Genomic DNA, 25078 nt, shown 5'->3' on the forward strand with positions numbered 1-25078 from the left:
GCGAGTCAGAAAGCGTCCTGGCGCATCTCACGCCAATCTGAAGCGCTCCTAAGGCTGGGGACGCGGCTCGCCACGGTTACTCCGTGCCGCCGTACCGTTTCAAAGCGGCTTATCAACCTGAACCGGGCTGGCTCACTCGTCCCGCGTCCGGCCGACGACTCGTGTCGGAAACGGCTCGCCGGGCGGCCGCGCCGCGTGGCCATCCTCGCCGTCGCGCGGATGCCGTTTTGGCGCGATGCGGTCCAGCAGCGCCTGTTGTTCCTCCGGAATCTTGTAGTCCCAGCCGAAACGGCTCAGTTGCAGACTCTGCGCGATACGCAGCGCCGGTTCCATGAAGCGCACCGCCGCAGCCGGCTGATAACGCGATTCGACCGTATCCAGAAACAGATACAGCCAGCGGCTGAAGTGCTGCGGCTCGACACCCTCGAGCGGCTGGTGCGCCTGCTGCACGTTGCCGCGGTATTGCTTCGCGCCCAGCACTAGGCTGCCCCAGAACGTGCACATCTTGGGCAAATGGTCGTCCCAGCGGCCCGCCAGTTTCGCGTCGAATATCGGGCCGAGCAGCGTGTCGGCTCGCACGCGGTCGTAGAAGCCGTAGACGAGATCGCGGATATTCGCCTCGGTGGGCTCGGCGGCGCGCTCGACCACTGGCGCGGCAGGGAAAGACGGGTTCATGCAGATTCCAAAAAATGCAGCGATTCACTGCATATCGCCACATGGCGCCACACAGCGTCGGAAATAGCCTCAAATGGAGCCCGAACGTGCGGAACTAGGATGCGAATACCCCGCTTTTCGTAAGAATGCCCCAGGCAGGAAACGTTACCATTAATGCCGATTCACGCACTCCGCCTGTCTGCGCAGAACTGGAAAATATGCGTGGCGCCTGCATCTTAGGGCGAAGCGACGGCCCACGGCAACCCTTGCATCGACGCGGTTATCCCCCGGATCGCGGCTTGCGCTCATTGCACTACCTGCACCCATGAGACTGACCGACTATACGGATTACTCACTACGTGTCCTGCTGTACCTCGCCGTTCGTGGCGAAGGGTTGTCGACGATCCAGGACATTTCCGACGCGTACGGCATTTCCAAGAACCATTTGATGAAGGTCGTGCAGCAGCTCGGCGAACTCGGCTGGGTCGAGACCGTGCGCGGCCGCAACGGCGGCCTGCGGCTCGCGGAGCAGACGAATGCGCTGACGGTCGGCGAAATTGTGCGCGCGACGGAGAGCGACTTTGCGCTGGTCGGTTGCTTTCCGGACCAGCGCGGCGAGAGCCGAGGCTGCGTCATTACGGCGCAATGCCGTTTGCGCGGCGCGCTCGAGGCGGCGCGCAATGCCTTCCTCGCCGAGCTCGATCGCCATACCATTGGCGAGATGGCGCAGCCGCACGGCCCGCTGGCCGCGCTGCTCGGTTTGAGCAACGTGATTCCGATCACGCCGGTCTCGCCGGCCAACGGCGACGCGGCGTCGGCGGCATGAATGCGCCAGGCATTTCTCGCGCGTCAAATGTTAAATAGTTGTCGCTTGGGGCAAAAAAACGCTTGAAACCTGGATAAAACGCCTCATTTTGGTGGTAATCGAAAATTGGAGGTCTCTTGATGAGAATCGACAAGCTCACCACTAAATTCCAGGAAGCCCTGGCGGATGCCCAGAGTCTGGCCGTCGGCCACGACAATCAATACATCGAACCGGTTCACGTCCTGTCGGCTCTCGTCGCCCAGCAGGATGGCTCGGCGCGCTCGCTGCTCTCGCGTGCCGGCGTACACGTGCAGGCGCTGCAAACGGCGCTCGGCGACGCCATGACGCGTCTGCCGCAAGTGCAGGGCACGGACGGCAACGTGCAGATCGGCCGCGAGCTGACCGGTCTGCTGAATCAAGCCGACAAGGAGGCCCAGAAGCTCAACGACACGTTCATCGCGAGCGAGATGTTCCTGCTCGCGGTTGCGGACGACAAAGGCGAGGCCGGGCGTCTCGCGCGTCAGCACGGCTTGTCGCGCAAGTCGCTGGAAAGCGCGATCGTCGCGGTGCGCGGCGGCTCGCAGGTGCATAGCCAGGACGCCGAAAGCCAGCGTGAAGCGCTGAAGAAATACACCATCGATCTCACCGAGCGCGCGCGGGCCGGCAAGCTCGATCCGGTGATCGGCCGTGACGACGAGATCCGTCGTTCGATCCAGATCCTGCAACGCCGCACCAAGAACAACCCGGTGCTGATCGGCGAACCGGGCGTGGGCAAGACCGCGATCGTCGAAGGTCTGGCGCAGCGTATCGTCAACGGCGAAGTGCCGGAAACGCTCAAGGGCAAGCGCGTGCTGTCGCTCGATATGGCGGCCCTGCTGGCCGGCGCCAAGTATCGCGGCGAGTTCGAAGAACGCCTGAAAGCCGTGCTGAGCGACATCGCGAAAGACGAAGGGCAGACCATCGTCTTCATCGACGAAATTCACACCATGGTCGGCGCGGGCAAGGCTGAAGGCGCGATGGACGCGGGCAATATGCTCAAGCCGGCGCTCTCGCGCGGCGAACTGCATTGCGTCGGCGCGACCACGCTGGACGAATATCGCAAGTACATCGAAAAGGATGCCGCGCTCGAGCGCCGCTTCCAGAAGGTGCTGGTCGACGAACCGTCGGTCGAAGCGACCATCGCGATCCTGCGCGGTCTGCAGGAAAAGTATGAACTGCATCATGGCGTCGATATCACCGACCCCGCCATCGTGGCCGCTGCGGAACTGTCGCATCGCTACATCACGGATCGTTTCCTGCCGGACAAGGCGATCGACCTGATCGACGAAGCCGCTTCGAAGATCAAGATGGAAATCGACTCGAAGCCGGAAGAGATGGATCGGCTCGACCGTCGGTTGATCCAGTTGAAGATCGAACGCGAAGCCGTCAAGAAGGAAAAAGACGAAGCGTCGCAAAAGCGTCTGCAGCTGATCGAGGAAGAAATCGAGCGGCTGAATCGCGAATATTCGGACCTCGAAGAAATCTGGACCGCGGAAAAAGCTGCGGTGCAGGGCAGCGCGCAATTGAAGGAAGAGATCGAAAAGACGCGTGCGGAAATCACACGCCTGCAACGCGAAGGCAAGCTTGAAAAGGTCGCCGAGCTGCAGTACGGCAAGCTGCCGGGGCTCGAAGCGCAGTTGAAGGAAGTGACCAAGGCCGAGGCGAGCGAGCAGAACAATCCGACCCGTCCGAGGCTCTTGCGCACGCAGGTCGGGGCGGAGGAAATCGCTGAAGTCGTGTCGCGTTCCACCGGCATTCCGGTGTCGCGCATGATGCAAGGCGAGCGCGAAAAGCTGCTGCAGATCGAAGAGAAACTGCATGCGCGCGTGGTCGGTCAGGACGAGGCGATCAGCGCGGTCGCCGATGCGATCCGCCGTTCGCGTGCCGGTCTGTCGGATCCGAACCGCCCGTATGGTTCGTTCCTGTTCCTCGGTCCGACCGGGGTGGGCAAGACCGAGTTGTGCAAGGCCCTGGCGTCGTTCCTGTTCGATTCGGAAGATCATCTGATCCGTATCGACATGAGCGAGTTCATGGAAAAGCACAGCGTCGCGCGTCTGATCGGCGCGCCGCCGGGATACGTGGGCTATGAAGAAGGCGGTTATCTGACCGAAGCCGTGCGTCGCAAGCCGTATAGCGTGATCCTGCTCGACGAAATCGAGAAGGCGCACCCGGACGTGTTCAACGTGCTGCTGCAAGTGCTCGACGACGGCCGCATGACCGACGGACAGGGCCGCACCGTGGACTTCAAGAACACGGTGATCGTGATGACGTCGAACCTCGGTTCGCAAGTGATCCAGTCGATGGTCGGCGAGCCGCAGGACGCGGTGAAGGACGCGGTCTGGGAAGAAGTGAAGCTGCACTTCAGGCCCGAGTTCCTGAACCGGATCGACGACGTCGTCGTTTTCCATGCGCTCGACCGCTCGAATATCCAGTCGATCGCGCGGATCCAGTTGCAGCGTCTGCACGAGCGGCTGGCCAAGCTCGATATGCAACTGGTGGTGTCGGATTCGGCGCTCGAGCATGTCGGCAAGGTCGGCTACGATCCGCTGTTCGGCGCGCGGCCGTTGAAGCGCGCGATCCAGCAGGAGATCGAGAACCCGGTCGCCAAGCTGATTCTGGCCGGCAAGTTCGGTCCGAAGGACGTGATTCCGGTCGAACTGGAAGAGGGCAAGCTGGTATTCGAACGCGTCGTGCATTAAGCGAAACGCGTTCTCTTCGGAGAGAAGGAGCGGCGGCGGTCGAGCCGCTCCTGACAATGTTAAAAAACGGCAACGAAGGTGACTTCGTTGCCGTTTTTTTTTGCCCGCTGATTGTGCTACAAGCGGGCATGTGGGCAGCCAAGGCCGCCCGTGTCGTTACGCGTTGCCTTTGCCGAACAACGCCGACAAGCCGCCCAGCGCGCCGAGCACGGTCGTGGCGTTCAGCTTGCCCTCGGCCGGCACTTCGCCTTCCGGCGTGGCGGCATTGACGACATGCGGCAGAATCTGCGACAGCAGTCCGGTGACCTGATCCGGTTGCACGCCGGCCTTCGCCGCGAGGTTGGTGACGGTTTCCGAGCCGAGCACGCTGTGCAGCGCGTCGGGCGCGATCGGCTGGTTTTCGCCATTGCTGACCCACGACGTCACGACGTCGCCGAGGCCTTTTTCCTTGAAGCGGTCGATCAGGCCGTTCAGGCCGCCCGGCTGGCTGTTGACGAATTCGAGCGCAGCCGCGATCAGGGCTTGCTGGCCACCACCGCCTTCGGGGGATTTGCCAACCAGGGAACCGAGTGTGTCGAGTAGGCTCATGACAGTCTCTCTTGAATGCCGACACGTGCTCGACGGGTCAGCGGGTGAAAACGCCGCGCGGTTGCGCGGCGCTGTGGGAGGAAGGCGGGCGGCGGCGAGACGGCGCCGACGGTGCATTGGCGTGGCCGCCACGCGCATAACCCTTGGGCCGTTGCGCTGCCGCTGCCTGATCCTGTTTCGTACTCCGTGTGATTCTGTCCGGTCCTCGTTCCGTGCTGTCAGGCGCCGCCCGAGGCCGCCGCAGCCGATGCGGCCTTGCTCTTCTTCGCTTTCTTCTTCGAAGCCTTGCTGTCGGAGGCACTGGCCGGCGCCGCCGCGGTCGTGGCGGCCGGCGCGGATGCCGCCGCCGCGTCGGATGCCGCAGCCTTGCTCTTCTTCTTAGACTTCGATGCCTTCGCGCCGGAAGCCTCCGCGGGCGCGGCCGGCGTCGTGGTCGCAGCCGTGGCTGGCGCCGCGGTCGTGGCCGCAGGCGCGGCGGCCGGCGCTGCCTTCGTCGTGGCCGTGCTGCCCGGTTTCGCGGCGGGCTTGGCGCCGCTCGGCGGTGTGGACGAACCGTTGATCGTCAGGCCTGCCGCTTCGAGATTGGTCACCGATTTCGTGCCGATGCCCTTGACGCGCGTGGCGAGATCGTCGGCGTCCTTGAACGGGCCATTCTTCGTGCGTTCGTCAATGATCGCTTTCGCATGCACCGGGCCGATACCCTTGACCGATTCGAGCGCCGCCTGATCGGCGGAATTTACTTCGACGGCCGCCGCAAATCCGGCCGACAGCGACAAAGCCAAAGCAACGCAAAGCATTAAAAGCTTCTTCAGCATGGCAAGCACTCCATTGTGGGCAAAAAAGTTAGCCGCGAAGGGACGACCCGTACAAAGCTCGGACGACAGCAGCCTGTCAGCTTTCGCTGCGCTTAAGCATAGAACAAATTGCGCGCCCTTATTTGCGAACGCGGACGATTTATACCGATCGATTCACGACAAGTAAATCAGTGTGAACAAGATTTAAACCTTTTGCCTTGTTATTAGGCTGTTGTGAGCTTATCGATCAAAACCTCACGCCGTAAAAAATGACAGCGGAGACAAATGACAGCATGACGCACTTGACTTAGAGTGCACTCGAAGTCCTAACCTGAGTTCCGTCATGTCGAATATCTCGAAAGCACTCACCATCGGGCAGGTCGCTGAAACGATCGGCGTTTCGACGCATACGTTGCGCTATTACGAGCAGGCCGGGCTGATTCGCGCCGTCGGCCGCACGCAGGCGGGGCATCGGCTGTATTCGCCGGCCGATCTGGACTGGCTGCGGTTCCTGATGCGCCTGAAGGCGACCGGCATGCCGATCGCCGGCATGCAGGCGTTCGCCGCCTTGCGCGCACAAGGGCAGCCTACGGTGGGCGCGCGCCGCGATCTGCTGGTGGCGCATCGGGATGCAGTTCTGGCGCGGATCGCCGAGTTGCAGAGCAACCTCGGCGCGATCGTCGACAAGATCGCGTACTACGAAGCGGCTGGGCGCGCAGCCGCCGCGGAGCATTCGACACGACAAACCGACGAAACCCAGGCGCACTCACATTCGGAAGAGGACTCACGATGGACCACGCACACAACGACCGCTACACCCGAGGCTGGGACAAACTGAAACAGATTGACGGCTCGGCCGGCGAACAGGTGATCGCCGCGCTGGCGCCGATCGCGCCGGATTTCGGCCGTCTGCTGATCGAATTTGGCTTCGGCGACATTTACAGCCGGCCGCAACTCGATCTGCGCGCGCGTGAGATTGCCACGATCGCATCGCTTGCCACGCTCGGCTGCGCGCAGCCGCAATTGAAGGTGCATATCGAGGCGGCGTTGAACGTCGGCTGCACGCGCGAGGAGATCGTCGAGGTGTTCATGCAGATGGCGCTGTACGCGGGCTTTCCGGCGGCGCTGAATGCGTTGTTTGCCGCGCGCGAGATTTTCGAGCGCCGTGACCAGGCGGTGAGCGATGGGCAAGCGGCGAGCGCGGCGCAGGTGCTGGAGGAGCAAGCGCACGCGGGTTGATATCCTCGGGCAACGGCGACAGCAAGGTAGGCCGAGCGGCTGCATTGCGCGGCCGCTTTTTATTGTGGTTCTAACGCAACTAACGGTCCGTTATTGGCAGTCCCCACGACAACGGGGCTGTGGACAGAGACCAAACTGCAGTTCACCAGCGGGAAACCCGCGCATTTCACCGCTGTACAGTAGCCCCGTCAAGCCGCCGAATCGACCCGAAGCGCCGCCTCGGCATGCAAATAGCGCTTGCTCACCACCCGCCAGTACATCAGCAAGCCGATGCCCGCAATCGCGAGACTCGCGGTATTCGCTACCCAGAAGCCGCGCGCGCCGGTCAGCCATTCCGGCGTGCCGCCGGTCACGTTGAAGCCGAGCACATAGCCGCCACCGAGCCCCACACCCCACAGCGCCACCGCGTAGATCACGGTCGGCACGACCGCCACCTTGTAGGCGCGCAGCACGAACGCGGTAGTGATCTGCAACGCATCGAACAGGTGATAGCACACGACGATCAGCACCAGCGGCGACGCCGCCGCGACGACCTGCGCATTCGGCGTATAGCCTTCGATGATGTACGGCCGCAGCACCAGCACGACCGCGCCGTAACAGCAGGCGATCGCCATCGCCATCATGATGCCGTGACGCGACAGCGTGCGCGCCGCTGCCGGACGATGCGCGCCGAGTGCCTGCGCGACCAGCGTCGACGAAGCGATGCCGATCGACAATGGCGTCATGTACAGCACCGCACCGATATTGCCGGCGATCTGATGGCCGGCGAGCGTCGTCGTACCGAAGCGCGCGATGAAGAGCGCCATGAACGTGTAGGAGGTGACTTCGATCAGATACGACAGTCCCATCGGAATGCCCAGCCGCAGTTGCGCCGCCTGGCGTCGCCAGACTGGCCAGCAGAACTGCGCGAAGATCGCGAACGGTTTGAACACGTCGACGCGTGTCAGCAGCAACATGCCGAGCGCGGCCAGCCCCCAGTTGATCGTCGTGCTGGCAAGCGCGCAACCCGGGCCGCCGAGCGCCGGCATGCCGAAACCGCCGAAGATGAACCACGTGTTGAGCGGCACTTTGAGCAGCAGCGCGCCGATCTGCAGGATCATCACGAGCCGCGGTTTGCCGACCGCATTGGTGATCGAACTGTAGACGCGAAAAGCGAGGCCGGCCGGCAAGCCGAAGGCCAGAATCCGCAGGTACGCGACGGTGCGCTCGTGCAGCGCCTCGGGCACGCGCGCGATCTGCAACACCGGGCCCGGGAAAAACAGAATCAGAAAGCCGATCACCGTCAGCGCGAGTGCGAGCCACAAGGCCTGGCGAACCTCCTCGCCGATCTCGATGTAGCGGCGCGCGCCGTAGAGTTGCGCGGTAATCGGTTGCAGCGCGGTCAGAATGCCGGTGAGGCCGATATACACGGAGATATAGACCGACGAGCCCAGGCCGAGCGCCGCCAGATCGACAGCCGAGTAGCGGCCGACCATCGCCGTGTCGATCACGCCGAACGCGATGATCGCCAGTTGCCCGATCAGCACCGGCCACGCGAGTCCGGCGATTTTCCGTACGTCGGCGAACATGCTCAGTCGGACTTCTTGCGCCAGTTGCGGCGCTTGACGACCGGCGGCTTCGGACGGTCGATGCGCACGTACAGGCGGAAGCGTTCGTCGCGGTCGGCCACGCGGCGGCCTTCCCACACCAGCTTCCAGACGAAGTCGGACATCGCGCTCGGCTCGCCGTAGTCCTGCGTATCCTGACGCAGGATCACGTCGCAGTCCTGGTCGAAGGAGAAGTGCATGTCGCCGAAATACGCGAAGGTCGCGATCTGCGCATTGCCGAGGCGCACCGGCGAAATGCAGGTGTAGTCGTCCGGCAGATGGGCGGCGATCTGTTCGGCGACGTCCTTATAGGTCCGGCTGTAGTTGACCACCGGCAGCCACAGCGTCATGAGCAGCACCCACATCAGGGTGGTGCCGGCGCTCGAGAGCACCACGCTGCGCCACAGGACTTTCGGATGGCGCGCGAGCCGCCACTGCACCAGCACGAACCAGCAGACCGTCACGGCGACCGCGCACGCGAACGACAGGATCTTGAACTGCGGCGCGAAACCCGGCGCGAGACGCGCGAGATTGCGCGCGAGCGGATGCGGAAAGCCGGTCAGCCCCGCGATATAAACCAGCCAGACGAAGCTGCCGAGAATCGTGAAGCTCAGGAGCGCGAACCAGTCGATCGCGTTGATCGCACCGCGCTTGAGCGTGGGCAGCGCGAACGCGGCCAGTACCGCGAGCGGCGGCAGCAGCAGCATGTAAAGCCGGTTCGATTGATGGCTCTGCAGCACGACCAGCACGAACAGAGGTCCGATCACCGAAAGCGGAATGGCCACATGCGGCGCGCGCCGCAATCCCGACCAGCTGAACCACGCCCAGAGCGCCAACGGCCACGCGGGCCAGGTGAAAAGCGGCAGGTTTTTCAGCGCGTAGCCGGCCACCGAGCCGGGCGGCCCAGCGAACGAGCTCAAGCTGACGTGCACCCATTGATTGAGATACCAGACGGCGTCGTCGGGGAAGGCGGCGAGCGCGGCGATCGGCCACGCCACGGACAGCACGAGCGCCACGGGCAGACCCGCCAGCAGCAGCCAGCGCGAGCGCGTTTCGCGCACGATCAGGGTCATCGCCAACGTGCCGAGCAGCAGCGCGCCGACCAGCACCGGACTGCTGGCCAGCGTGACGAGGGCGATCGCGAGCCCCCAGATCAGCGCGCCCTGAATCGGCTTGTCGATCATGCGCACGAGCCCGTACACGAGCATCGCGATGCCGAAGAACTGCGCGAGTTGCGGCGTGGTTTCGTGGCCGCGCTCGGCAAGGCCGAAGCAGGCAAGCAGGATCAGCAGCGCACCGTCGGCGAGCGTGCGGCCGTAATCGCGCGGTTCTGGCTCGCCGCCGAACGCGTATTTGAACGGCTGGACTTCGGCGCGCCGGCCGAGCAGGTAAGCGGCGTACCAGACGAACGCGCAGCCCGCGCAGAACATCAGGCCCGTGAAGACGCGCGAGGCATTGCTCGCATCGACCCACGGCGCGAGCAGGCGGATCGCGCTGGCGCCGAACCAGTAGCCGAGCGGGCCGTCTTCAGTGAGGTATTTGCCGACCAGATTCGGCAGCAGCCAGTCGTGTGCGCCGCCGTTGGCCATGGTCCACATGACGCCGAAGCCGGCTGCATCCTCGTTCTTCCACGGATCGCGGCCGAATAGTCCGAACGATGCGTAGACGATACAGATGGTCAGCAGCAGCCAGCGCGGCAAGGCACTGGTCGCTGAGGCAGTGAGGCGAACGGCAGGTCTCATGCGGTGTGTGGATATCGGATAAGCGGTGCAGCCGGGACCGGACGGCATGTCCGGTTCGAATGGCCAGTCTGGAGCATCCGGCATTGTAGTCGTGCCGTGCGATGCGCGTCACGGCCGGTAACGGCTCGCAACGTGGTTGGGAAAGCTGTAACACGGTTTGGGTGGCGCCCCGTGCTCGTAGCTTTTCGCCGCCGCATTGGCGATGGATGATCAGCCGGGCGACAAAAAAGGGCAGCTCGCGCTGCCCTTTTTGCTCCTGCTTCGCTGCCGGCCAGAGCCGGCGACGAGCCAGGTATTACTTCGCTGCCACCTTGCCGGTAGCGCGCGAGCCGAACTTGTTGCGGAATTTCTCGACGCGGCCTGCCGTGTCCATGATCTTTTGCTGGCCGGTGTAGAACGGATGCGATTCCGACGACACTTCGATCTTGGCGAGCGGGTAGGTCTTGCCTTCGAATTCGGCGGTTTCACGCGTCTGGATGGTCGAGCGCGTCACAAACTTGAAGTCGTTCGACACGTCGATGAACAGAACTTCGCGGTAATCCGGGTGAATGCCTTCTTTCATGGTCTTTCCTTTAATCTGGCGGTAGCCAACCCGCGTGCAGCCGTACTCGAACGAACCGCATCTAGGCGCGAGCCACTTGCCTATGGTCGAAAAACGGCGATTATGCCAGAAAATCAGTCGCTTGACGACTTTTGCTGGGCTTTTTGCTAAGGGCACGCGCCGTTTTCACGGCTGTCCGGCTCGCTTGGCGACCATCTTGCGGGCCGGGCGGCAACCCTTGCCTGGCGGGCGTTGCGCATCAGACGGGCGAGAACGTCAAGCCGACTCGCGCGGGATCCTGCCGGTAATAGCGCGCAAGCAGCCGGTACAACTCCGGATACTCGGCTTCGAACGCCTGCGGCTGAACGAACAGCGCCTCGCTGCAAACGGCAAAAAATTCCGACGGATGATCCGCCGCGTACGGATCGATCAGCGACTCGCGCTCGAAGCGTGCCCAGCGGCGCTCCGGCACCGCGTCGACTTTCGCGCAGAAGTGGTCGTAAGCGTGGTCGAACACGTCGGCCCAAGCCTGCGAATCGAGCGGCGCGTGCCAGCGGCGCATGAGCGGCGGGTGGCCGTCCGCTTCGCCGTTCAGCATGTCGATCTTGTGCGCGAATTCGTGAATCACGACGTTGTAGGCGTCGGTGCCGTCCGTCATTTGCGCGTCTTCCCACGACAGCACCACGGGGCCCCCTTCCCATGCTTCGCCGCTCGCGTCCTGTTCGACTTCGTGCACCACGCCGTCCTGGTCCTCGACCGTCTTGCGGATCACGAACTCGCCCGGATAGACGATCACGCCGACCCAGCCGCGGTACAACTCAAGGCTCAGGTTCAACACTGGCAGACATGCCTGGGCGGCGATCGCCACGGTCATCGCGTCAGTCAGTTCCAGTTCGTGCGCGGTCGAAAATTCCTTTTGCGCGAGGAACAGGCTCGTCATTTCGCGCAGACGCACGAGGTCCGGCGCGGCGAGGTGCGCGAGGAACGGCAGGCCGCCGAGCGTGGCTTGCCAGAGCGGATCGCCGATCGCGAAGTCGCGCAGCGCGCGCTCGCGCCGGCGTGTGCCGAACCATTGAGTCAGTTTCGAGAGCATGGCCTGAAGCAACCTTAGTCGATCTGTTTTTGCCACGCGGCAAACAGGCCGCCGCATATCGCCACGCCGATCAGGAAATAGAAGCCGTCCAGCGAGGTCAGAAAGCTGGCTTGTTGCGCGACGCTGCGGCTGAGTTCCACGAGCGCCAGCGAGTGCGCCTCGGAGGGCGAGCGGCCGGCGGCGGCAAAGCTTTTCGTCAGCGCGGCGAGCGAGTTCTGGAACACAGGATTGTACGGATTCACGAACTCCGCGAGGCGAGTTTCGTGCAGCGCCTGGCGATGTTGCTCGACGATGATCACGGAGGCCGTTGCGAACGACATGGTCAGTTGCCGCACGATGTTTTTCAGCCGGTAGCCGTGGCTGAATTCTTCAATGGCGAAAATTTTGAATGTCAGATTGGCGACCGGCAGCACGATGAACAGCAGCAGCAAACCGCGCGACAGCAGCGGCAGCATCAACGCCGCTTCGCTGGCGCCCGGCGACATGCGCGTCATCAGTGCCGCGGCGAACGCGGCGACCGCGAAGCCGGACACGATGATCCATTTCTTGCGCGGCAGCAGCTTCGCGTAACGCAAATAGACGAACAGGGCGCTCGCCGAAATCAGCGACGTCGTGCCGACCAGTTGCCCGGTGTTTTCGACCGGATAGCCGAGACCGCTCTCGAGAAAGCGCGAGATCAGATAGCTGAATACCGTCGAGATGTAGTAATAAAACATGTAAAGCACGAGGCCGACCTGGAAGACCTTCTCGCGCAGCGCATGCAGGCGCACGAGCGGCGCGGGATGATGCCACTGGTGATAGGCGAACCAGCCCAGCGCCACAATCCCGGCGACGCTCAGCAGAATCAATCCGGGCGACGCGCTGAACAACTGGAAGCGCACCTGCTGCATCACGATCTGCAGCGCGCCTTGGGCTAACGCGAAGATGACGTACGGCCAGAAATGCGAGGAGCCGCGTTCCTCTGGCAAACGGTTGCCGGAGTCGGGCAGCGCGAGCAAGGCCAGCACGGCGAACAGCACGCCCACGGGCGCCGTGCACGCGAACAGCGCGCGCCAGTCGAAATGCCCGACCAGCTGGCCGCCGATCAGTGGCGCCAGCGCACTGCTCAGGACGATCAGTATGAGAAACGCGCGGGTGGCCGCCGGCCGTTGCTGCGGCTTGAAACTCATCTGGATCAGGATGCGGCAGGTGCCCATCATCGGGCCGATGAAGTAGCCTTGAAAGCCGCGCGCGAACGCCAATTCGATCGACGATTCACACAGCGCCGCGGCCAGCGCGCCGGCGGCGTAGAGCAGCATGCAGCCGGCCACGTAGCGCCGGTAGCCGAAGCGTTCGACCCACCATTGCTGTTGCAGGATGCCGAGCACCGCCGCGACCGCATAGGCGCTCGACGCCCACACCAGTTCATCGGGCGACGCATTGATGCCGCCGGCGATATAGCTGGTGAAAAACGAGAAGATCGAATTGTCGAAATAATCGAGGCCGGTAACGACGGCCAGCACCCAGGGGAAGAAATCGCCGCGCAGTTTTTCGACGCTGAACAACGACACGCGGGGCGATGTAGTGCTCATGTGGATTCGCCCGGCGTGGACTCGCCCGGCGTGGGGTTGTCCGGTTCTTTGGCCCGTTTCGAAGGTGTTGCGTTGCCTGCCTTGGCGCGCGCGTTGCGGCGCTGTTCAAGCAACGCCTCCGCATTCTCGCCGGCAAGGCGCCGCTTCAGGTAGTCGAGGTCGGGGCTCAGTTCCGCGCGCAGCTTCTGCGCTTCCTTCAGTTCGCGGCGCACGCTTTCGATGCGCGCGTCGAGTGCTGCGACCTGTTGCTCGATGGCGTCGTGAATCTGCTGCAGCGATTCGGTGGAATAGCGGTGGCCGCCGTCGACGGATTCGAGCGGACGCTTGAGCATTTCGGTGACGCTGTGCAGCGAGAAGCCGAGCGAGCGCAAACGCAGAATGCGGCCGAAGCGCTTCAGATCGTCCTCGTCGTAAAGCCGGTAACGGCCTTCGCTGCGCGTGGGCGACACGAGGCCGCGTTCCTCGTAGTACTTCAGCGTGCGCGGTGTGACGCCGAGACGTTCGGCGGCGTCGCGCACCGTCAGCAGAGTGGGTGAGTCCTTGGACATAGGTGTGTGACTGACATGACGGGCTGGTGGCATTGTACTGCAACGTGTACGTTCACGTTCAGGTTGCAGCGATGATCGACGTCGCCGTTGGCAACCGGACGCGGTCTGTACCCCTGCGCGGGTGGCAAATCGAAGGGCGAAAAAAAAGCCGCTCGTTTGCGACGAGCGGCTTTCTCTGCGGTGCGTATGCTGCGGCTGGATCAGCCCAATTCCTTAGCTGCCGCCACCACGACGCATCATGTCGAAGAACTCCGAATTGCTCTTCGTCTGACGGATCTTGTCGAGCAGGAATTCCATCGACTCGACTTCGTCCATGTCGTGAATGAACTTGCGCAGCACCCAGATCTTTTGCAGCACTTCGGGCTTGATCAGCAGTTCTTCGCGGCGTGTGCCGGACTTGTTCAGGTTGATCGACGGATAGACGCGCTTTTCAGCAAGACGGCGCTCCAGGTGCACTTCCATGTTGCCGGTGCCCTTGAATTCTTCGTAGATCACGTCGTCCATGCGGCTGCCGGTTTCGATCAGCGCCGTGCCGATGATGGTCAGCGAGCCGCCTTCCTCGATATTGCGCGCCGCGCCGAAGAAACGCTTCGGACGTTGCAGCGCGTTGGCGTCGACACCACCCGTCAGCACCTTGCCCGAGGCCGGCACGACCGTGTTGTACGCACGCGCGAGACGCGTGATCGAGTCGAGCAGAATCACCACGTCGTTCTTCATTTCGACGAGGCGTTTGGCCTTTTCGATCACCATTTCGGCGACTTGAACGTGACGCGCGGCCGGTTCGTCGAACGTGGAGGCGATCACTTCGCCCGCCACCGAGCGCTGCATTTCGGTCACTTCTTCCGGGCGTTCGTCGATCAGCAGCACGAACAGCACGACATCCGGATGGTTCTGCTTGATCGCGTGGGCGATGTGCTGAAGCATCACGGTCTTACCCGACTTCGGCGATGCGACCAGCAGGCCGCGCTGGCCTTTGCCGATCGGCGCGATCATGTCGATGATGCGGCCCGTGACGTTTTCCTCGCCACGCATTTCACGTTCGAGCAGCAGCACCTTGTTCGGGTGCAGCGGCGTCAGGTTTTCGAACATGATCTTGTGCTTCGAGGCCTCCGGCGGCTGGCCGTTGACCTTGTCCACCTTCACCAGCGCGAAATAGCGTTCGCCGTCTTTCGGCGTACGCACTTCGCCTTCGATCGTGTCGCCCGTATGCAGGTTGAAGCGGCGGATTTGCGACGGGCTGATATAAATATCGTCCGTGCTGGCCAGGTACGAGGTTTCCGGCGAACGCAGGAAGCCGAAGCCGTCCGGCAGCACTTCGAGCGTGCCGTCGCCGAAGATCGTGTCGCCCGTTTTGGCTCGTTTTTTTAGAATGGCGAACATCAATTCCTGCTTGCGCAGGCGGTTCGCACTTTCGATCTCGAGGCCATTGGCCATCTCGATCAATTCGGACACGTGCAGAGTCTTAAGCTCGGATAAATGCATACGGAGAACCCGCAGGAGAAGGTGCGACGAATTGAAATCTGGGAGGAGAGTGAGCGGAACCGCTCAAGGACTTACACGTCTTTTCGACGTTTTGCGGATTCTAGCATAGCACACGCCAGTTTCCGCCGGTGCGACGGCATGGCATCTTTCTTGTTAAGCGTGTTGTCGCCCGACAACACGCTTAACACAACGCGCCCGCGGCTTTCGAAGAGGCCTCCAAGCGCGTTGCTCTGACCGCTTTACAGGTTGCCGTCGAGGAACGCGGTGAGTTGCGACTTCGACAGTGCGCCGACTTTCTGCGCGGCGACAGCGCCGTTCTTGAACAGGATCAGCGTGGGGATACCGCGCACGCCGAACTTGACCGGCGTCGATTGATGTTCGTCGACGTTGATCTTGGCGATTTGCAGGCGATCGGCGTAATCCTTCGCGACTTCGTCGAGGATCGGCGCGATCATTTTGCACGGACCGCACCATTCAGCCCAGAAATCGAGCAGCACGGGTTTATCGGATTTCACGACGTCCTGTTCGAACGATGCGTCGCTAATATGCTTGATTTGTTCGCTCATTGTATGAATACCTCTATCGGTTCGAGGCCCGCCTGAATTGCTCGCCACGATACGTCAAAACCTAAGGAAACTTCCGTTCGCTTTGCCGCAACCGGAACTTTGCCGACACACACCGGAAAAGGTGTGAACCTGTTTCGGAGTATGCGGAAGGCTCGCGTTTGCGGGTCATCCGTACGGCAGTTTAGCTTAATTCGCTATGCGTTGCCGGGGCCGATAGTACTCATCAGGGCAGTGGGGCCAATGGCTGCCGACGAAGTGCCACCGTGATTCATCAAACCATGACGCAACCTATCTGGTGGCTTGCCGGCCAAACTCAAGTGGCTTTCGCCGGCCTCGCTGCGAGACCGGCCATATGGTGCGCAAGTAGCGATTCCGCGCGCCGTTGACGATTTGCTCGTATTAACAGTCGCACGACGGACCAAGCGATGATAGAATGTTTCGTGACGGGCCTCCTCGCATGGAGGGATGGTCAACCTGGTCAGGTCGGGAACGAAGCAGCCACAGCCGTTTTCCACCAGTGCCGAGGGTCGGGCTCGTCACCTTCCTTTTTTTGTTGTTCTTGTTTTTCTCCGCGGGTTCTTCCGCAAACGCATCCCATCTTCTGTTTACCCTGAGCGCAGCGGCATGCAGCCACGCCTCCTGATGCTTCTCGCGCGCTTCATCTATTTTTTCCTATCGGTCCGTTAGCCGCTTCCAATGAAGTGACGGGATGCGTTCGCGGGCGGTCGCGAATCGGTTTTGCACGCCATCGTTACTGATACAATTTCCCGATGACCTATCAAGTTCTCGCACGCAAATGGCGGCCGAAGGATTTCGCTTCGCTCGTCGGACAGGAGCACGTGGTGCGCGCGCTCACGCACGCGCTCGACGGCGGCCGTCTGCACCATGCCTATCTGTTTACCGGCACGCGCGGCGTCGGCAAAACCACGCTGTCGCGCATCTTCGCCAAGGCGCTGAACTGCGAAACCGGCGTGACCTCCACGCCGTGCGGCGTGTGCCGCGCGTGCCGCGAGATCGACGAAGGGCGCTTCGTCGATTATGTGGAAATGGACGCGGCGAGTAATCGCGGCGTCGACGAAATGGCGGCACTGCTGGAGCGCGCCGTCTACGCGCCGGTGGATGCGCGCTTCAAGGTCTATATGATCGACGAAGTGCACATGCTGACCAACCACGCCTTCAACGCCATGTTGAAGACGCTGGAAGAACCGCCTTCGCATGTCAAGTTCATTCTTGCCACGACGGATCCGCAAAAGATTCCGGTCACGGTGCTGTCGCGCTGTCTGCAGTTCAATCTGAAGCAGATGCCCGCCGGCCACATCGTCTCGCATCTCGAACATATTCTCGGCGAAGAGAAGGTGCCGTACGACGCCCAGGCGCTGCGCCTGCTCGCGCGCGCGGCCGACGGTTCGATGCGCGACGCGCTTTCGCTGACCGATCAGGCGATCGCCTATTCGGCCAATCAGGTCAATGAAGAAGCCGTGCGCGGCATGCTCGGCGCGCTCGACCAGAGCTACCTGATTCGTCTGCTCGACGCGCTCGCGGACGGCGACGGCGCCGCGGTGCTGTCGGTCGCCGACGAGATGGCGTTGCGCAGCCTGTCGTTTTCCACGGCGCTGCAGGATCTGGCGAGTTTGCTGCATCGGATCGCGTGGGCGCAGTTCGCGCCGTCGTCGGTACTGGACGAGTGGCCCGAGGCGGCCGACTTGCGCCGCTTCGCTGAAGCGTTGAGCGCCGAGCAGGTGCAACTGTTTTATCAGATCGCGACGATCGGCCGGAGCGAACTGGGTCTCGCGCCGGACGAATACGCCGGCTTCACCATGACGCTGCTGCGCATGCTCGCCTTCGAACCGGCACCCACGGGCGGTGGCGGTGGCGCCGTGGGTTCGGCGCGCGCGTCTGGCCAGGCGGGAGCGAGTGGGGCAAAACGTGCCGGTGCGCCAGCTGTGGCCGCGCAGCAAGGTGTGTCGGGAGCGCCCGCGAGCGCGACTGCAAGCGCTGCGTTGACGAATTCGCGTGGTGCGAGCGTGAACGCCGCTGCGCCGGTTCGTGAAACGCAGCCGGGTCATGCCGTGGCATTGGAGAAGGGCGTTGCGGTTCAGCCGGTACGGCAAGCCCGTAGCCCAATTGAAGTGCCGCCTGCTGATAACAGCGTTCAAGCTACGTCGCCGGATTCTGGTCGAGGCGAGGCAGCAGAGCAATCACCTGGCGCGGAACCGGCGGTCGCCGGCGAGTCGGTGCCGGTTGTTCACAACGTGAATTCGGCGCAGTCGCAGCCGGTGGACGATGCCCCCGCGGCATCCGCGTCGCCGGTCTCGTCTGCGGCCCCGGCGGCCGCCGCCTTGGCACCGTGGGATGACGCGCCTACCGACTCGGCGGCGAACGAAGCTTCCGTAACCGCCGGCCCCGATGGCGCGGCCGCCGCCGAGGTTCCCTCTGTGGCATCCCTCGCCGACTCTGCGCCCGCGACTTCACTAAGCGCACCCGCGGCTGCGGCGCTCGCTCGCACCGAGCAGGCCGCCGCCGCGGCCCCGTCGGAAGAGCCGTCGCCCGCGGCCGATAGCGCACCGCGTCGCGCAGGCGGCGCGAGCGCGGCGCTCGACGTCCTGCGCAGTGCCGGTTTGAAAGTGTCCTCGGACCGTGGCCGCGCGAGCGCAGCAGCGGCCGCAAAATCTGCCGTTCCCGCTACGCCGAAACCGGCCGCGCCGCACGTCGTCGTTCCCGTGCCGACGCCGGGCGCACCGCGCCGCGCACCGCAGGAGGCAGCACCGGCGGCTCGCGCGTCCGCCTCTTCAGCGCCCGCGCAGCGCAATGGCGCCGAGCAGAACGGCGCGTCGGTGCCGCCGTGGGACGACATGCCGCCCGACGAATACATGCCGCTCACCGCCGCGGACGAAGGTTATTACGGCCTGCCCGACGATGGCTACATGCCCGTGTTCGACAGCGGCCCGGATGATGTCCGCGTGAATACCTCCGCAGCGTCCACGCCGGCGCCGGTGGTCGATCAACGTCCGCTGCCGCCCGCGGTGCCGCTCGATCCGCTCGGTTTCAAGGGCGACTGGCCGGCGCTGGCCGTCGACTTGCCGCTCAAGGGCATTTCCTATCAGCTGGCGTTCAACAGCGAACTGATGGCGCTCGAGGGCAACACGCTCAAATTGAGCGTGCCGGTGCCGCAGTACGCGGAAGCCTCGCAGGTCGCTAAACTGAGAGCCGCGCTCGCCGACAGGCTCGGCCAGGCTGTCGACGTGCTCGTCGAAGTCGGGCCGGCGCGCCGCACGGCCGCCGCGCACGACGCCGCCTTGCGCGCGCAGCGCCAACAGGAAGCAGAGCGCGAGATCGGCGCCGATCCGTTCGTGCAGTCGCTGATCCGCGAGTTCGGCGCGAGCATCGTGCCGGGCTCGATCCGCCCGATTACTCCGGACGCCGGCGCGAACGGCGCGCCGTCGGTCCACTGATTCGCAGCGCAACAGCTTTTAGCGCGCCCGATTTTCGAATTTCACGCTATCAAGAAGGAGCATGTCCATGATGAAAGGCCAACTCGCCGGGCTGATGAAGCAAGCTCAGCAGATGCAGGAAAATATGAAGAAGATGCAGGAGCAACTCGCGCTGATCGAAGTCGAGGGGCAGTCGGGCGCCGGTCTCGTGAAGGTGACGATGACCTGCAAGAACGACGTGCGCCGCGTATCGATCGACCCGAGCCTGCTCGCCGACGACAAGGACATGCTGGAAGACCTGGTCGCCGCCGCGTTCAACGACGCCGTGCGTAAAGCCGAAGCCACCGCGCAGGAGAAAATGGGCGGCATGACTTCGGGTCTGCCGCTGCCGCCGGGCTTCAAACTGCCGTTCTGAACGCGACGACGCCGCGAGGCGGCGGCTCAGGCGCCGCGGCAGTTGTCGCCGCGGCGTGAACGGAACGTGTGAGTTGCGCACACTGCATGTGCCGCCGGTGCTGCACTCGCTGCGCGCTTGTTCCGGCTTGACTCGACCGGCGTTCGTTCGGCTTAGGCGTGCAACGTGCGCCCTCGGGCTGGCCCTCGCCGCAATGATGGAAACCGATCGTATCAACCGCATCGCCACCCGGATTGCCGGGCACTACCCACTTCGACGCCGATCCGCATGAAACAACCTTCCGCCTTGTCGGCGCTCGTCGAAGCGCTGCGCGCGCTGCCCGGCGTCGGGCCGAAGTCCGCGCAACGCATGGCTTATCACCTGATGCAGCACGATCGCGACGGCGCCGAAAAACTCGGCCGCTCGTTGCTGTTCGCCACTGAGCATCTTAAGCACTGCGAGAAGTGCAACACCTTCACCGAGGCGCAGATCTGCGAGGTCTGCCTCGATGAGGAGCGCGATGCCACTTTGCTGTGCGTCGTCGAAACGCCTGCCGATCAGATCATGCTCGAGCAGACCATGACCTATCGCGGTCTCTATTTCGTGCTGATGGGACGTCTGAGTCCGCTCGACGGCATTGGGCCGAAGGAGATTCATTTCGACCGGCTGGTCAAACGCGCATCGGATGGCGTGGTCAAGGAAGTCGTGCTCGCCACCAATTTTACCAACGAAGGCGAGGCGACCGCGCACTACCTCGGGCAGACGCTGAAGGCGCGCGGTTTGGCCGTGACGCGCCTCGCGCGCGGTGTGCCGGTGGGCGGCGAACTCGAATACGTGGACGCCGGCACGATCGCCCGCGCCATGCTCGACCGGCGTTCGATGTAGCACAAGGGGCTCGCCGTATGGTGACGCGCGTTAGCGCGGAACAGGTTTGCATAGGGCGGGAGTAAGGCGCTGAAGCGCTAACTCCCGCCGACAGCCTTGCATGGGACCGGAGTAAGCGCTGAAGCGCTAACTCGGGTCGACAGCTTTGCATGGGGCGGGAGTAAGCGCTAAAGCGCTAACTCCCGCCGACAAAGGAGACACATGAGCGCTACCTCTGAATCCGGCGCGAGCGCCGCGCCGCAAGATAAAACCGGCCCGCTCGCCGGCGTCAAGGTGCTGGAACTCGGCACGCTGATCGCCGGCCCGTTCGCCGCGCGCTTTCTTGGCGAGTTCGGCGCCGACGTCATCAAGATCGAAGATCCCAAGGGCGGCGACCCGCTGCGCAAATGGCGCAAGCTCTATCCGGAAGTCGGCGGCACGTCGCTGTGGTGGGCCGTGCAGGCACGCAACAAGAAATCCGTCACGATCAATCTGAAGGCCGAAGAGGGCAAGGAGATCGTGCGGCGCCTCGCGAAAGAAGCGGATATCGTCGTCGAAAATTTCCGGCCCGGTTTGCTGGAGAAACTCGGGCTCGGCTATGACGTGCTGTCGGCGGAAAATCCCGGTCTCGTCATGGTGCGGCTGTCCGGTTACGGGCAAACCGGTCCGTATCGCGACCGGCCCGGCTTCGGCGCGATCGCCGAATCGATGGGCGGCTTGCGTCATATCACCGGCTACCCGGACTTGCCGCCGCCGCGCATCGGTATTTCGATCGGCGATTCGATCGCCGCGCTGCACGGCGTGATCGGCGCGCTGATGGCGCTGCATCACAAACAGGTGAACGGCGGCAAAGGGCAGGTCGTCGACGTCGCGCTGTACGAGGCCGTCTTCAACATGATGGAAAGCGTGGTGCCCGAATACGGCGTGTACGGCATGGTGCGCGAGCGCACCGGCGCGTCGCTGCCAGGTATCGTGCCGTCCAATACGTATCCGTGCCGCGACGGCAGTATCGTGATCGGCGGCAATAGCGATCCGATCTTCAAGCGCCTGATGATCGCGATCGAGCGCGAGGATCTCGCCAACGATCCGGCGCTCGCGCATAACGACGGCCGCGTGCCGCGCACCCAGGAAATCGACGGCGCGATCGCCGCCTGGCTCGCCACGCGCACCATCGACGAAGCGCTCGCCGTGCTGAATGCCGCCGACGTGCCGGTGGGCCGCATCTACAGTGTGGCGGACATGTTCACCGATCCGCAGTTCATGGCGCGCCAGATGATCCAGCGTTTCAAATGGCAGGACGGTAAGGAGATCACGCTGCCGTCGGTCACGCCGAAGCTCTCGGCCACGCCGGGCGAAACACGCTGGCTCGGCCCGGAACTGGGTGAACATACCGATGAAGTCCTGCAATCGCTAGGTTATGATGCAGACCACATTGCAAGGTTGCACGCGCAACAGATCGTTTGAGCAGCACACGCGGCGCCCGCGAGCGCCGCGCTAAAAAGATAAACCGGACCACGAAAGTTTGGAGACTCGAGCCCATGCAACGGAGAAGTTTTCTCGCCGGCACCGCCGCACTCGCGGGCGCCACGCTCGCCGCCACGCCGCTCGCCTTCGCGCAGGGCAAACCTGAAACCAGCAAGGTGGCGATCGCCGTCGGCGGCAAGAACCTGTTCTACTACTTGCCGCTCACCATCGCCGAGCGCCGCAATTACTTCAAGGACGAAGGGCTCGACGTCGAAATCTCCGACTTCGCCGGCGGCTCGCAGGCATTGAAGGCGGCCGTCGGGGGCAGCGCGGACGTGGTGTCCGGCGCGTTCGAGCATACCTTGCTGCTGCAGGCGCAAAAGCAGATGTTCCGCGAATTCGTGCTGCAAGGGCGCGCGCCGCAGATCGTGCTCGCGGTTTCGAAGAAGACCATGCCGAACTACAAGTCGATTGCCGATCTGAAGGGCAAGAAAATCGGCGTGACCGCGCCGGGCTCGTCGACCTCGATCATGGCGAGCTTCGTGCTGGCGAAAGCGGGGCTGAGCGCGAAAGACGTCGCGTTTATCGGCGTCGGCGCGGGCGCCGGCGCGATCGCCGCGTTGCAGTCGGGGCAGATCGACGCGATCGCCAATCTCGACCCCGTCATGACCAAGCTCGAGCGCACCGGCGAGATTCGCGTGGTGTCGGACACGCGTACGCTCGCCGACACGCGCAGCGTCTTCGGTGGCGATATGCCGGCGGGGTGTCTCTACGCCTCGCAAAGCTTCATCACGAAGAATCCCAACACCACGCAGGCGCTGACCAACGCGATGGTGCGCGCGCTCAAGTGGCTGCAAACGGCGACCGGCAGCGAACTGATCAACACGGTGCCGGAAGGCTACCTGCTCGGCGACCGCGCGGTGTATCTGGACGCGTGGCAGCACGTGAAGGAAGCGATGTCGCCCGACGGCCTGATGCCGGCGGACGGTCCCGCGACGTCGCTGAAGACCTTGCAGGCATTCGACCCGAACGTGCAGGGCAAGCCGATCGACCTGTCGAAGACGTGGACCAACGACTTCGTCAAGAAAGCGCTGACAACCGTCAAGGCTTGAGTCGAGCGCGGGCATCCGGAGTGTGAGGCGACGCAGCGCGCGTCGCAACCCCATCCCGGTGCCGCGTACGATGACGTGACCTGATCACATACCAATCCGATCTTTCGAAGCGAGCTGAACGATGACCGTTGCCGCACTGGCGCTCGAGAACATCACCTGCACGTTCGCTGCGCGCGACAATCGCGCGCAGCGCTACACGGCGGTGAAGGACACCACGCTGCGCATCGCGCCGGGCGAGTTCGTCTCGGTGGTCGGGCCAACCGGTTGCGGCAAATCCACGCTGCTGAATGTCGGCGCGGGTTTGCTAGGACCTTCGTCGGGCACGGTCAGCGTGTTCGGTGAGCCGCTCAAGGGCATTAACCGGCGCGCCGGCTATATGTTCCAGGCCGACGCGCTGATGCCGTGGCGCTCGGCCATCGACAACGTCATGGCCGGCCTCGCATTCCACGGTGTACCGCCGGCAGAAGCCCGCGTCAAAGCCGACGAGTGGTTAAAGCGCGTAGGGCTCGGCGGCTTTGGCGATCGCTATCCGCATCAGCTATCGGGCGGCATGCGCAAGCGCGTCGCGATGGCGCAAACGCTGATTCTCGATCCGGACATCATTCTGATGGACGAGCCGTTTTCCGCACTCGATATCCAGACGCGTCAGTTAATGGAAAACGAGTTGCTCGACCTCTGGGCCGCCAAACGCAAAGCGGTGCTGTTCATCACGCACGATCTCGACGAAGCGATCGCGATGTCCGACCGCGTGGTGGTGCTTTCGGCCGGGCCGGGCACGCACCCGATCGGCGAATTCACGATCGACCTTCCGCGTCCGCGCGACGTCGCTGAAATCCGTTCGCATCCGCGTTTCGTCGAGTTGCATGCGCAGATATGGAGCGTGCTGCGCGACGAAGTACTCAAAGGCTATCAGCAGCAACTCACCGCCGTATAAACGCAAGCGCGTCACGTATTGGCGTTAATCAATCGTCCAAGGCAAACCGAGTCATGTGGAAGACGTTGCGCCCGAACCGGGCGAATCTGGTGATCTGGCAATGGCTGCTGCTCGTGCTGTGCTTCGTGTTCTGGTACGTGCTGACCAGCCCGACGCTGCTGCCGCCTTTCTATTTCGACGACCCGAACAAGGCCGCGTTCTTCTTTGGCGAGCCGCAGAAAGTGCTGCAACGGATCTGGGAGTGGTTCGTGGGCGGCGAGATCTATCTGCATCTGTGGATCACGCTGGTCGAGACCGTGCTCGCGTTCGCGCTCGGCACGGCGCTCGGGCTCGGCGTGGGCTTGTGGCTCGCGCTCTCACCGCTGGCGAGCGCGCTGTTCGATCCGTACATCAAAGCCGCCAACTCGATGCCGCGCGTGATTCTCGCGCCGATCTTCGGCGTGTGGTTCGGGCTCGGGATTTGGTCGAAGGTGGCGCTCGGCGTCACGCTGGTGTTCTTTATCGTGTTCTTCAACGTCTATCAGGGCGTGAAGGAAGTCAGTCCGGTCGTGCTCGCCAACGCGCGCATGCTCGGCGCGAACGGCAAGCATCTGCTGCGCTTCGTCTACTTGCCTAGCGCGATGAGCTGGGTGTTTTCGAGCTTGCATACGTCGGTGGGACTGGCGTTTGTCGGCTCGGTGGTGGGGGAATACCTGGGCTCGGCGCGCGGCGTCGGCTACCTGATTCTGCAGGCCGAAGGCACCTTCGATATCAATACCGTGTTTGCCGGGATTCTGGTGTTGACCGCGTTCGCGCTGATTCTGGATGCGATCGTGGGCATCGGCGAGCGGCGCTTGATGAAGTGGCAGCCCAAGACCGGCGACACGGAAAAGCTGTAGGGCAGAGCGGCGCGCGTTCGATACGCGCGAAGCGCAATGCTCAATACGCAACGC

General features: G+C 63.3%; 22 protein-coding genes and 1 other RNA gene. 12 read left to right on the forward strand and 11 right to left on the reverse strand.

Annotated features, from left to right (window positions below; genetic code table 11):
• Positions 1-132 precede the first annotated feature (132 nt).
• Positions 133-675, reverse strand: a complete 543-nt coding sequence (locus B0G71_RS09015) for a group III truncated hemoglobin (RefSeq protein ID WP_116141113.1) — start codon at positions 673-675, stop codon at positions 133-135.
• Positions 676-979: 304 nt separating this feature from the next.
• Between B0G71_RS09015 and B0G71_RS09020 the strand changes: the two genes are divergently transcribed.
• Both B0G71_RS09020 and clpB read left to right on the forward strand, forming a co-directional pair.
• Positions 980-1480: an Rrf2 family transcriptional regulator gene (locus B0G71_RS09020; RefSeq protein WP_106283558.1), complete on the forward strand. Its 501-nt coding sequence runs from the start codon at positions 980-982 to the stop codon at positions 1478-1480.
• 119 nt (positions 1481-1599) lie between these two features.
• Positions 1600-4197 (forward strand): ATP-dependent chaperone ClpB, encoded by a 2598-nt coding sequence (gene clpB, locus B0G71_RS09025; protein WP_106283557.1) that lies wholly within the window; start codon positions 1600-1602, stop codon positions 4195-4197.
• A gap of 156 nt (positions 4198-4353) precedes the next feature.
• Here the strand turns inward: clpB and B0G71_RS09030 are convergent, their stop codons facing one another.
• Both B0G71_RS09030 and B0G71_RS09035 read right to left on the reverse strand, forming a co-directional pair.
• The gene (locus tag B0G71_RS09030) at positions 4354-4923 is read right to left on the reverse strand and encodes a YidB family protein (protein WP_404935327.1); all 570 of its coding nucleotides are present in this window, start codon (positions 4921-4923) and stop codon (positions 4354-4356) included.
• 80 nt (positions 4924-5003) lie between these two features.
• Positions 5004-5600, reverse strand: coding sequence for a helix-hairpin-helix domain-containing protein (locus B0G71_RS09035; protein WP_116141115.1), 597 nt, complete (start codon positions 5598-5600; stop codon positions 5004-5006).
• Positions 5601-5922: 322 nt separating this feature from the next.
• Here B0G71_RS09035 and B0G71_RS09040 point away from each other — a divergent pair, with 322 nt between their 5' ends.
• Together B0G71_RS09040 and B0G71_RS09045 are read left to right on the forward strand one after the other, a co-directional pair.
• A complete protein-coding gene (locus B0G71_RS09040) occupies positions 5923-6417 on the forward strand; it encodes a MerR family transcriptional regulator (protein ID WP_116141117.1) in 495 nt (164 codons plus the stop codon).
• On the forward strand, positions 6369-6818 hold the full coding sequence (locus B0G71_RS09045; RefSeq protein WP_116141119.1) for a carboxymuconolactone decarboxylase family protein: 450 nt from the start codon (positions 6369-6371) through the stop codon (positions 6816-6818). Before B0G71_RS09040 ends, B0G71_RS09045 begins: the two co-directional genes overlap by 49 nt.
• A 188-nt stretch (positions 6819-7006) precedes the next feature.
• Here the strand turns inward: B0G71_RS09045 and B0G71_RS09050 are convergent, their stop codons facing one another.
• From B0G71_RS09050 to trxA, 8 genes are all read right to left on the reverse strand, one after another.
• Positions 7007-8386, reverse strand: a complete 1380-nt coding sequence (locus tag B0G71_RS09050; RefSeq protein WP_116141121.1) for an MATE family efflux transporter — start codon at positions 8384-8386, stop codon at positions 7007-7009.
• A gap of 2 nt (positions 8387-8388) precedes the next feature.
• Positions 8389-10146, reverse strand: coding sequence for a glycosyltransferase family 39 protein (locus B0G71_RS09055; protein ID WP_116148429.1), 1758 nt, complete (start codon positions 10144-10146; stop codon positions 8389-8391).
• 295 nt (positions 10147-10441) lie between these two features.
• On the reverse strand, positions 10442-10708 hold the full coding sequence (locus B0G71_RS09060) for a type B 50S ribosomal protein L31 (RefSeq protein WP_007182076.1): 267 nt from the start codon (positions 10706-10708) through the stop codon (positions 10442-10444).
• Positions 10709-10946: 238 nt separating this feature from the next.
• Positions 10947-11780: a zinc-dependent peptidase gene (locus tag B0G71_RS09065; protein WP_116141123.1), complete on the reverse strand. Its 834-nt coding sequence runs from the start codon at positions 11778-11780 to the stop codon at positions 10947-10949.
• Between the two features lie 14 nt (positions 11781-11794).
• Complete coding sequence (locus tag B0G71_RS09070; RefSeq protein ID WP_116141125.1) at positions 11795-13351, reverse strand: MFS transporter; 1557 nt, start codon at positions 13349-13351, stop codon at positions 11795-11797.
• Entirely contained in the window at positions 13348-13899 is a 552-nt protein-coding gene (locus B0G71_RS09075) for a MerR family transcriptional regulator (protein WP_116141127.1), read from the reverse strand. Before B0G71_RS09075 ends, B0G71_RS09070 begins: the two co-directional genes overlap by 4 nt.
• Positions 13900-14112: 213 nt before the next feature.
• Positions 14113-15381, reverse strand: a complete 1269-nt coding sequence (gene rho, locus B0G71_RS09080) for a transcription termination factor Rho (RefSeq protein WP_006048863.1) — start codon at positions 15379-15381, stop codon at positions 14113-14115.
• Positions 15382-15620: 239 nt separating this feature from the next.
• The gene (gene trxA, locus B0G71_RS09085) at positions 15621-15947 is read right to left on the reverse strand and encodes a thioredoxin TrxA (RefSeq protein ID WP_006048864.1); all 327 of its coding nucleotides are present in this window, start codon (positions 15945-15947) and stop codon (positions 15621-15623) included.
• Between the two features lie 442 nt (positions 15948-16389).
• On the opposite strand from trxA, the gene ffs reads away from it, so the two are divergent.
• The 8 genes from ffs to B0G71_RS09125 all read left to right on the forward strand — a co-directional run bounded on the left by ffs (position 16390) and on the right by B0G71_RS09125 (position 25024).
• Positions 16390-16488, forward strand: an RNA gene (ffs, locus tag B0G71_RS09090) — signal recognition particle sRNA small type.
• A 229-nt stretch (positions 16489-16717) separates the two neighbouring features.
• A complete protein-coding gene (gene dnaX, locus B0G71_RS09095; protein WP_116141129.1) occupies positions 16718-19399 on the forward strand; it encodes a DNA polymerase III subunit gamma/tau in 2682 nt (893 codons plus the stop codon).
• A 67-nt stretch (positions 19400-19466) separates the two neighbouring features.
• Complete coding sequence (locus B0G71_RS09100; RefSeq protein WP_007182071.1) at positions 19467-19793, forward strand: YbaB/EbfC family nucleoid-associated protein; 327 nt, start codon at positions 19467-19469, stop codon at positions 19791-19793.
• Between the two features lie 267 nt (positions 19794-20060).
• The gene (recR, locus tag B0G71_RS09105; RefSeq protein ID WP_106283547.1) at positions 20061-20657 is read left to right on the forward strand and encodes a recombination mediator RecR; all 597 of its coding nucleotides are present in this window, start codon (positions 20061-20063) and stop codon (positions 20655-20657) included.
• A gap of 201 nt (positions 20658-20858) precedes the next feature.
• Positions 20859-22100 carry a CaiB/BaiF CoA-transferase family protein gene (locus B0G71_RS09110; protein WP_116141131.1) on the forward strand — a complete coding sequence of 414 codons (1242 nt, stop codon included), beginning with the start codon at positions 20859-20861 and terminating at the stop codon, positions 22098-22100.
• 74 nt (positions 22101-22174) lie between these two features.
• Complete coding sequence (locus B0G71_RS09115; protein ID WP_116141133.1) at positions 22175-23212, forward strand: ABC transporter substrate-binding protein; 1038 nt, start codon at positions 22175-22177, stop codon at positions 23210-23212.
• Between the two features lie 121 nt (positions 23213-23333).
• Entirely contained in the window at positions 23334-24146 is an 813-nt protein-coding gene (locus tag B0G71_RS09120) for an ABC transporter ATP-binding protein (protein WP_106283544.1), read from the forward strand.
• A 53-nt stretch (positions 24147-24199) separates the two neighbouring features.
• Complete coding sequence (locus B0G71_RS09125) at positions 24200-25024, forward strand: ABC transporter permease (RefSeq protein ID WP_116116844.1); 825 nt, start codon at positions 24200-24202, stop codon at positions 25022-25024.
• Positions 25025-25078: the final 54 nt, after the last annotated feature.

The sequence above is a fragment of the Paraburkholderia sp. BL27I4N3 genome, assembly GCF_003386115.1.
Classification (GTDB): Bacteria; Pseudomonadota; Gammaproteobacteria; order Burkholderiales; family Burkholderiaceae; genus Paraburkholderia.

Coding starts and splice junctions, on each gene's coding strand:
- B0G71_RS09015 (WP_116141113.1), bottom strand. CDS start 675: ATGAACCCGTCTTTCCCTGCCGCGCCAGTGGTCGAGCGCGCCGCCGAG.
- B0G71_RS09020 (WP_106283558.1), top strand. CDS start 980: ATGAGACTGACCGACTATACGGATTACTCACTACGTGTCCTGCTGTAC.
- clpB (WP_106283557.1), top strand. CDS start 1,600: ATGAGAATCGACAAGCTCACCACTAAATTCCAGGAAGCCCTGGCGGAT.
- B0G71_RS09030 (WP_404935327.1), bottom strand. CDS start 4,923: ATGCGCGTGGCGGCCACGCCAATGCACCGTCGGCGCCGTCTCGCCGCC.
- B0G71_RS09035 (WP_116141115.1), bottom strand. CDS start 5,600: ATGCTGAAGAAGCTTTTAATGCTTTGCGTTGCTTTGGCTTTGTCGCTG.
- B0G71_RS09040 (WP_116141117.1), top strand. CDS start 5,923: ATGTCGAATATCTCGAAAGCACTCACCATCGGGCAGGTCGCTGAAACG.
- B0G71_RS09045 (WP_116141119.1), top strand. CDS start 6,369: ATGGACCACGCACACAACGACCGCTACACCCGAGGCTGGGACAAACTG.
- B0G71_RS09050 (WP_116141121.1), bottom strand. CDS start 8,386: ATGTTCGCCGACGTACGGAAAATCGCCGGACTCGCGTGGCCGGTGCTG.
- B0G71_RS09055 (WP_116148429.1), bottom strand. CDS start 10,146: ATGAGACCTGCCGTTCGCCTCACTGCCTCAGCGACCAGTGCCTTGCCG.
- B0G71_RS09060 (WP_007182076.1), bottom strand. CDS start 10,708: ATGAAAGAAGGCATTCACCCGGATTACCGCGAAGTTCTGTTCATCGAC.
- B0G71_RS09065 (WP_116141123.1), bottom strand. CDS start 11,780: ATGCTCTCGAAACTGACTCAATGGTTCGGCACACGCCGGCGCGAGCGC.
- B0G71_RS09070 (WP_116141125.1), bottom strand. CDS start 13,351: ATGAGCACTACATCGCCCCGCGTGTCGTTGTTCAGCGTCGAAAAACTG.
- B0G71_RS09075 (WP_116141127.1), bottom strand. CDS start 13,899: ATGTCCAAGGACTCACCCACTCTGCTGACGGTGCGCGACGCCGCCGAA.
- rho (WP_006048863.1), bottom strand. CDS start 15,381: ATGCATTTATCCGAGCTTAAGACTCTGCACGTGTCCGAATTGATCGAG.
- trxA (WP_006048864.1), bottom strand. CDS start 15,947: ATGAGCGAACAAATCAAGCATATTAGCGACGCATCGTTCGAACAGGAC.
- dnaX (WP_116141129.1), top strand. CDS start 16,718: ATGACCTATCAAGTTCTCGCACGCAAATGGCGGCCGAAGGATTTCGCT.
- B0G71_RS09100 (WP_007182071.1), top strand. CDS start 19,467: ATGATGAAAGGCCAACTCGCCGGGCTGATGAAGCAAGCTCAGCAGATG.
- recR (WP_106283547.1), top strand. CDS start 20,061: ATGAAACAACCTTCCGCCTTGTCGGCGCTCGTCGAAGCGCTGCGCGCG.
- B0G71_RS09110 (WP_116141131.1), top strand. CDS start 20,859: ATGAGCGCTACCTCTGAATCCGGCGCGAGCGCCGCGCCGCAAGATAAA.
- B0G71_RS09115 (WP_116141133.1), top strand. CDS start 22,175: ATGCAACGGAGAAGTTTTCTCGCCGGCACCGCCGCACTCGCGGGCGCC.
- B0G71_RS09120 (WP_106283544.1), top strand. CDS start 23,334: ATGACCGTTGCCGCACTGGCGCTCGAGAACATCACCTGCACGTTCGCT.
- B0G71_RS09125 (WP_116116844.1), top strand. CDS start 24,200: ATGTGGAAGACGTTGCGCCCGAACCGGGCGAATCTGGTGATCTGGCAA.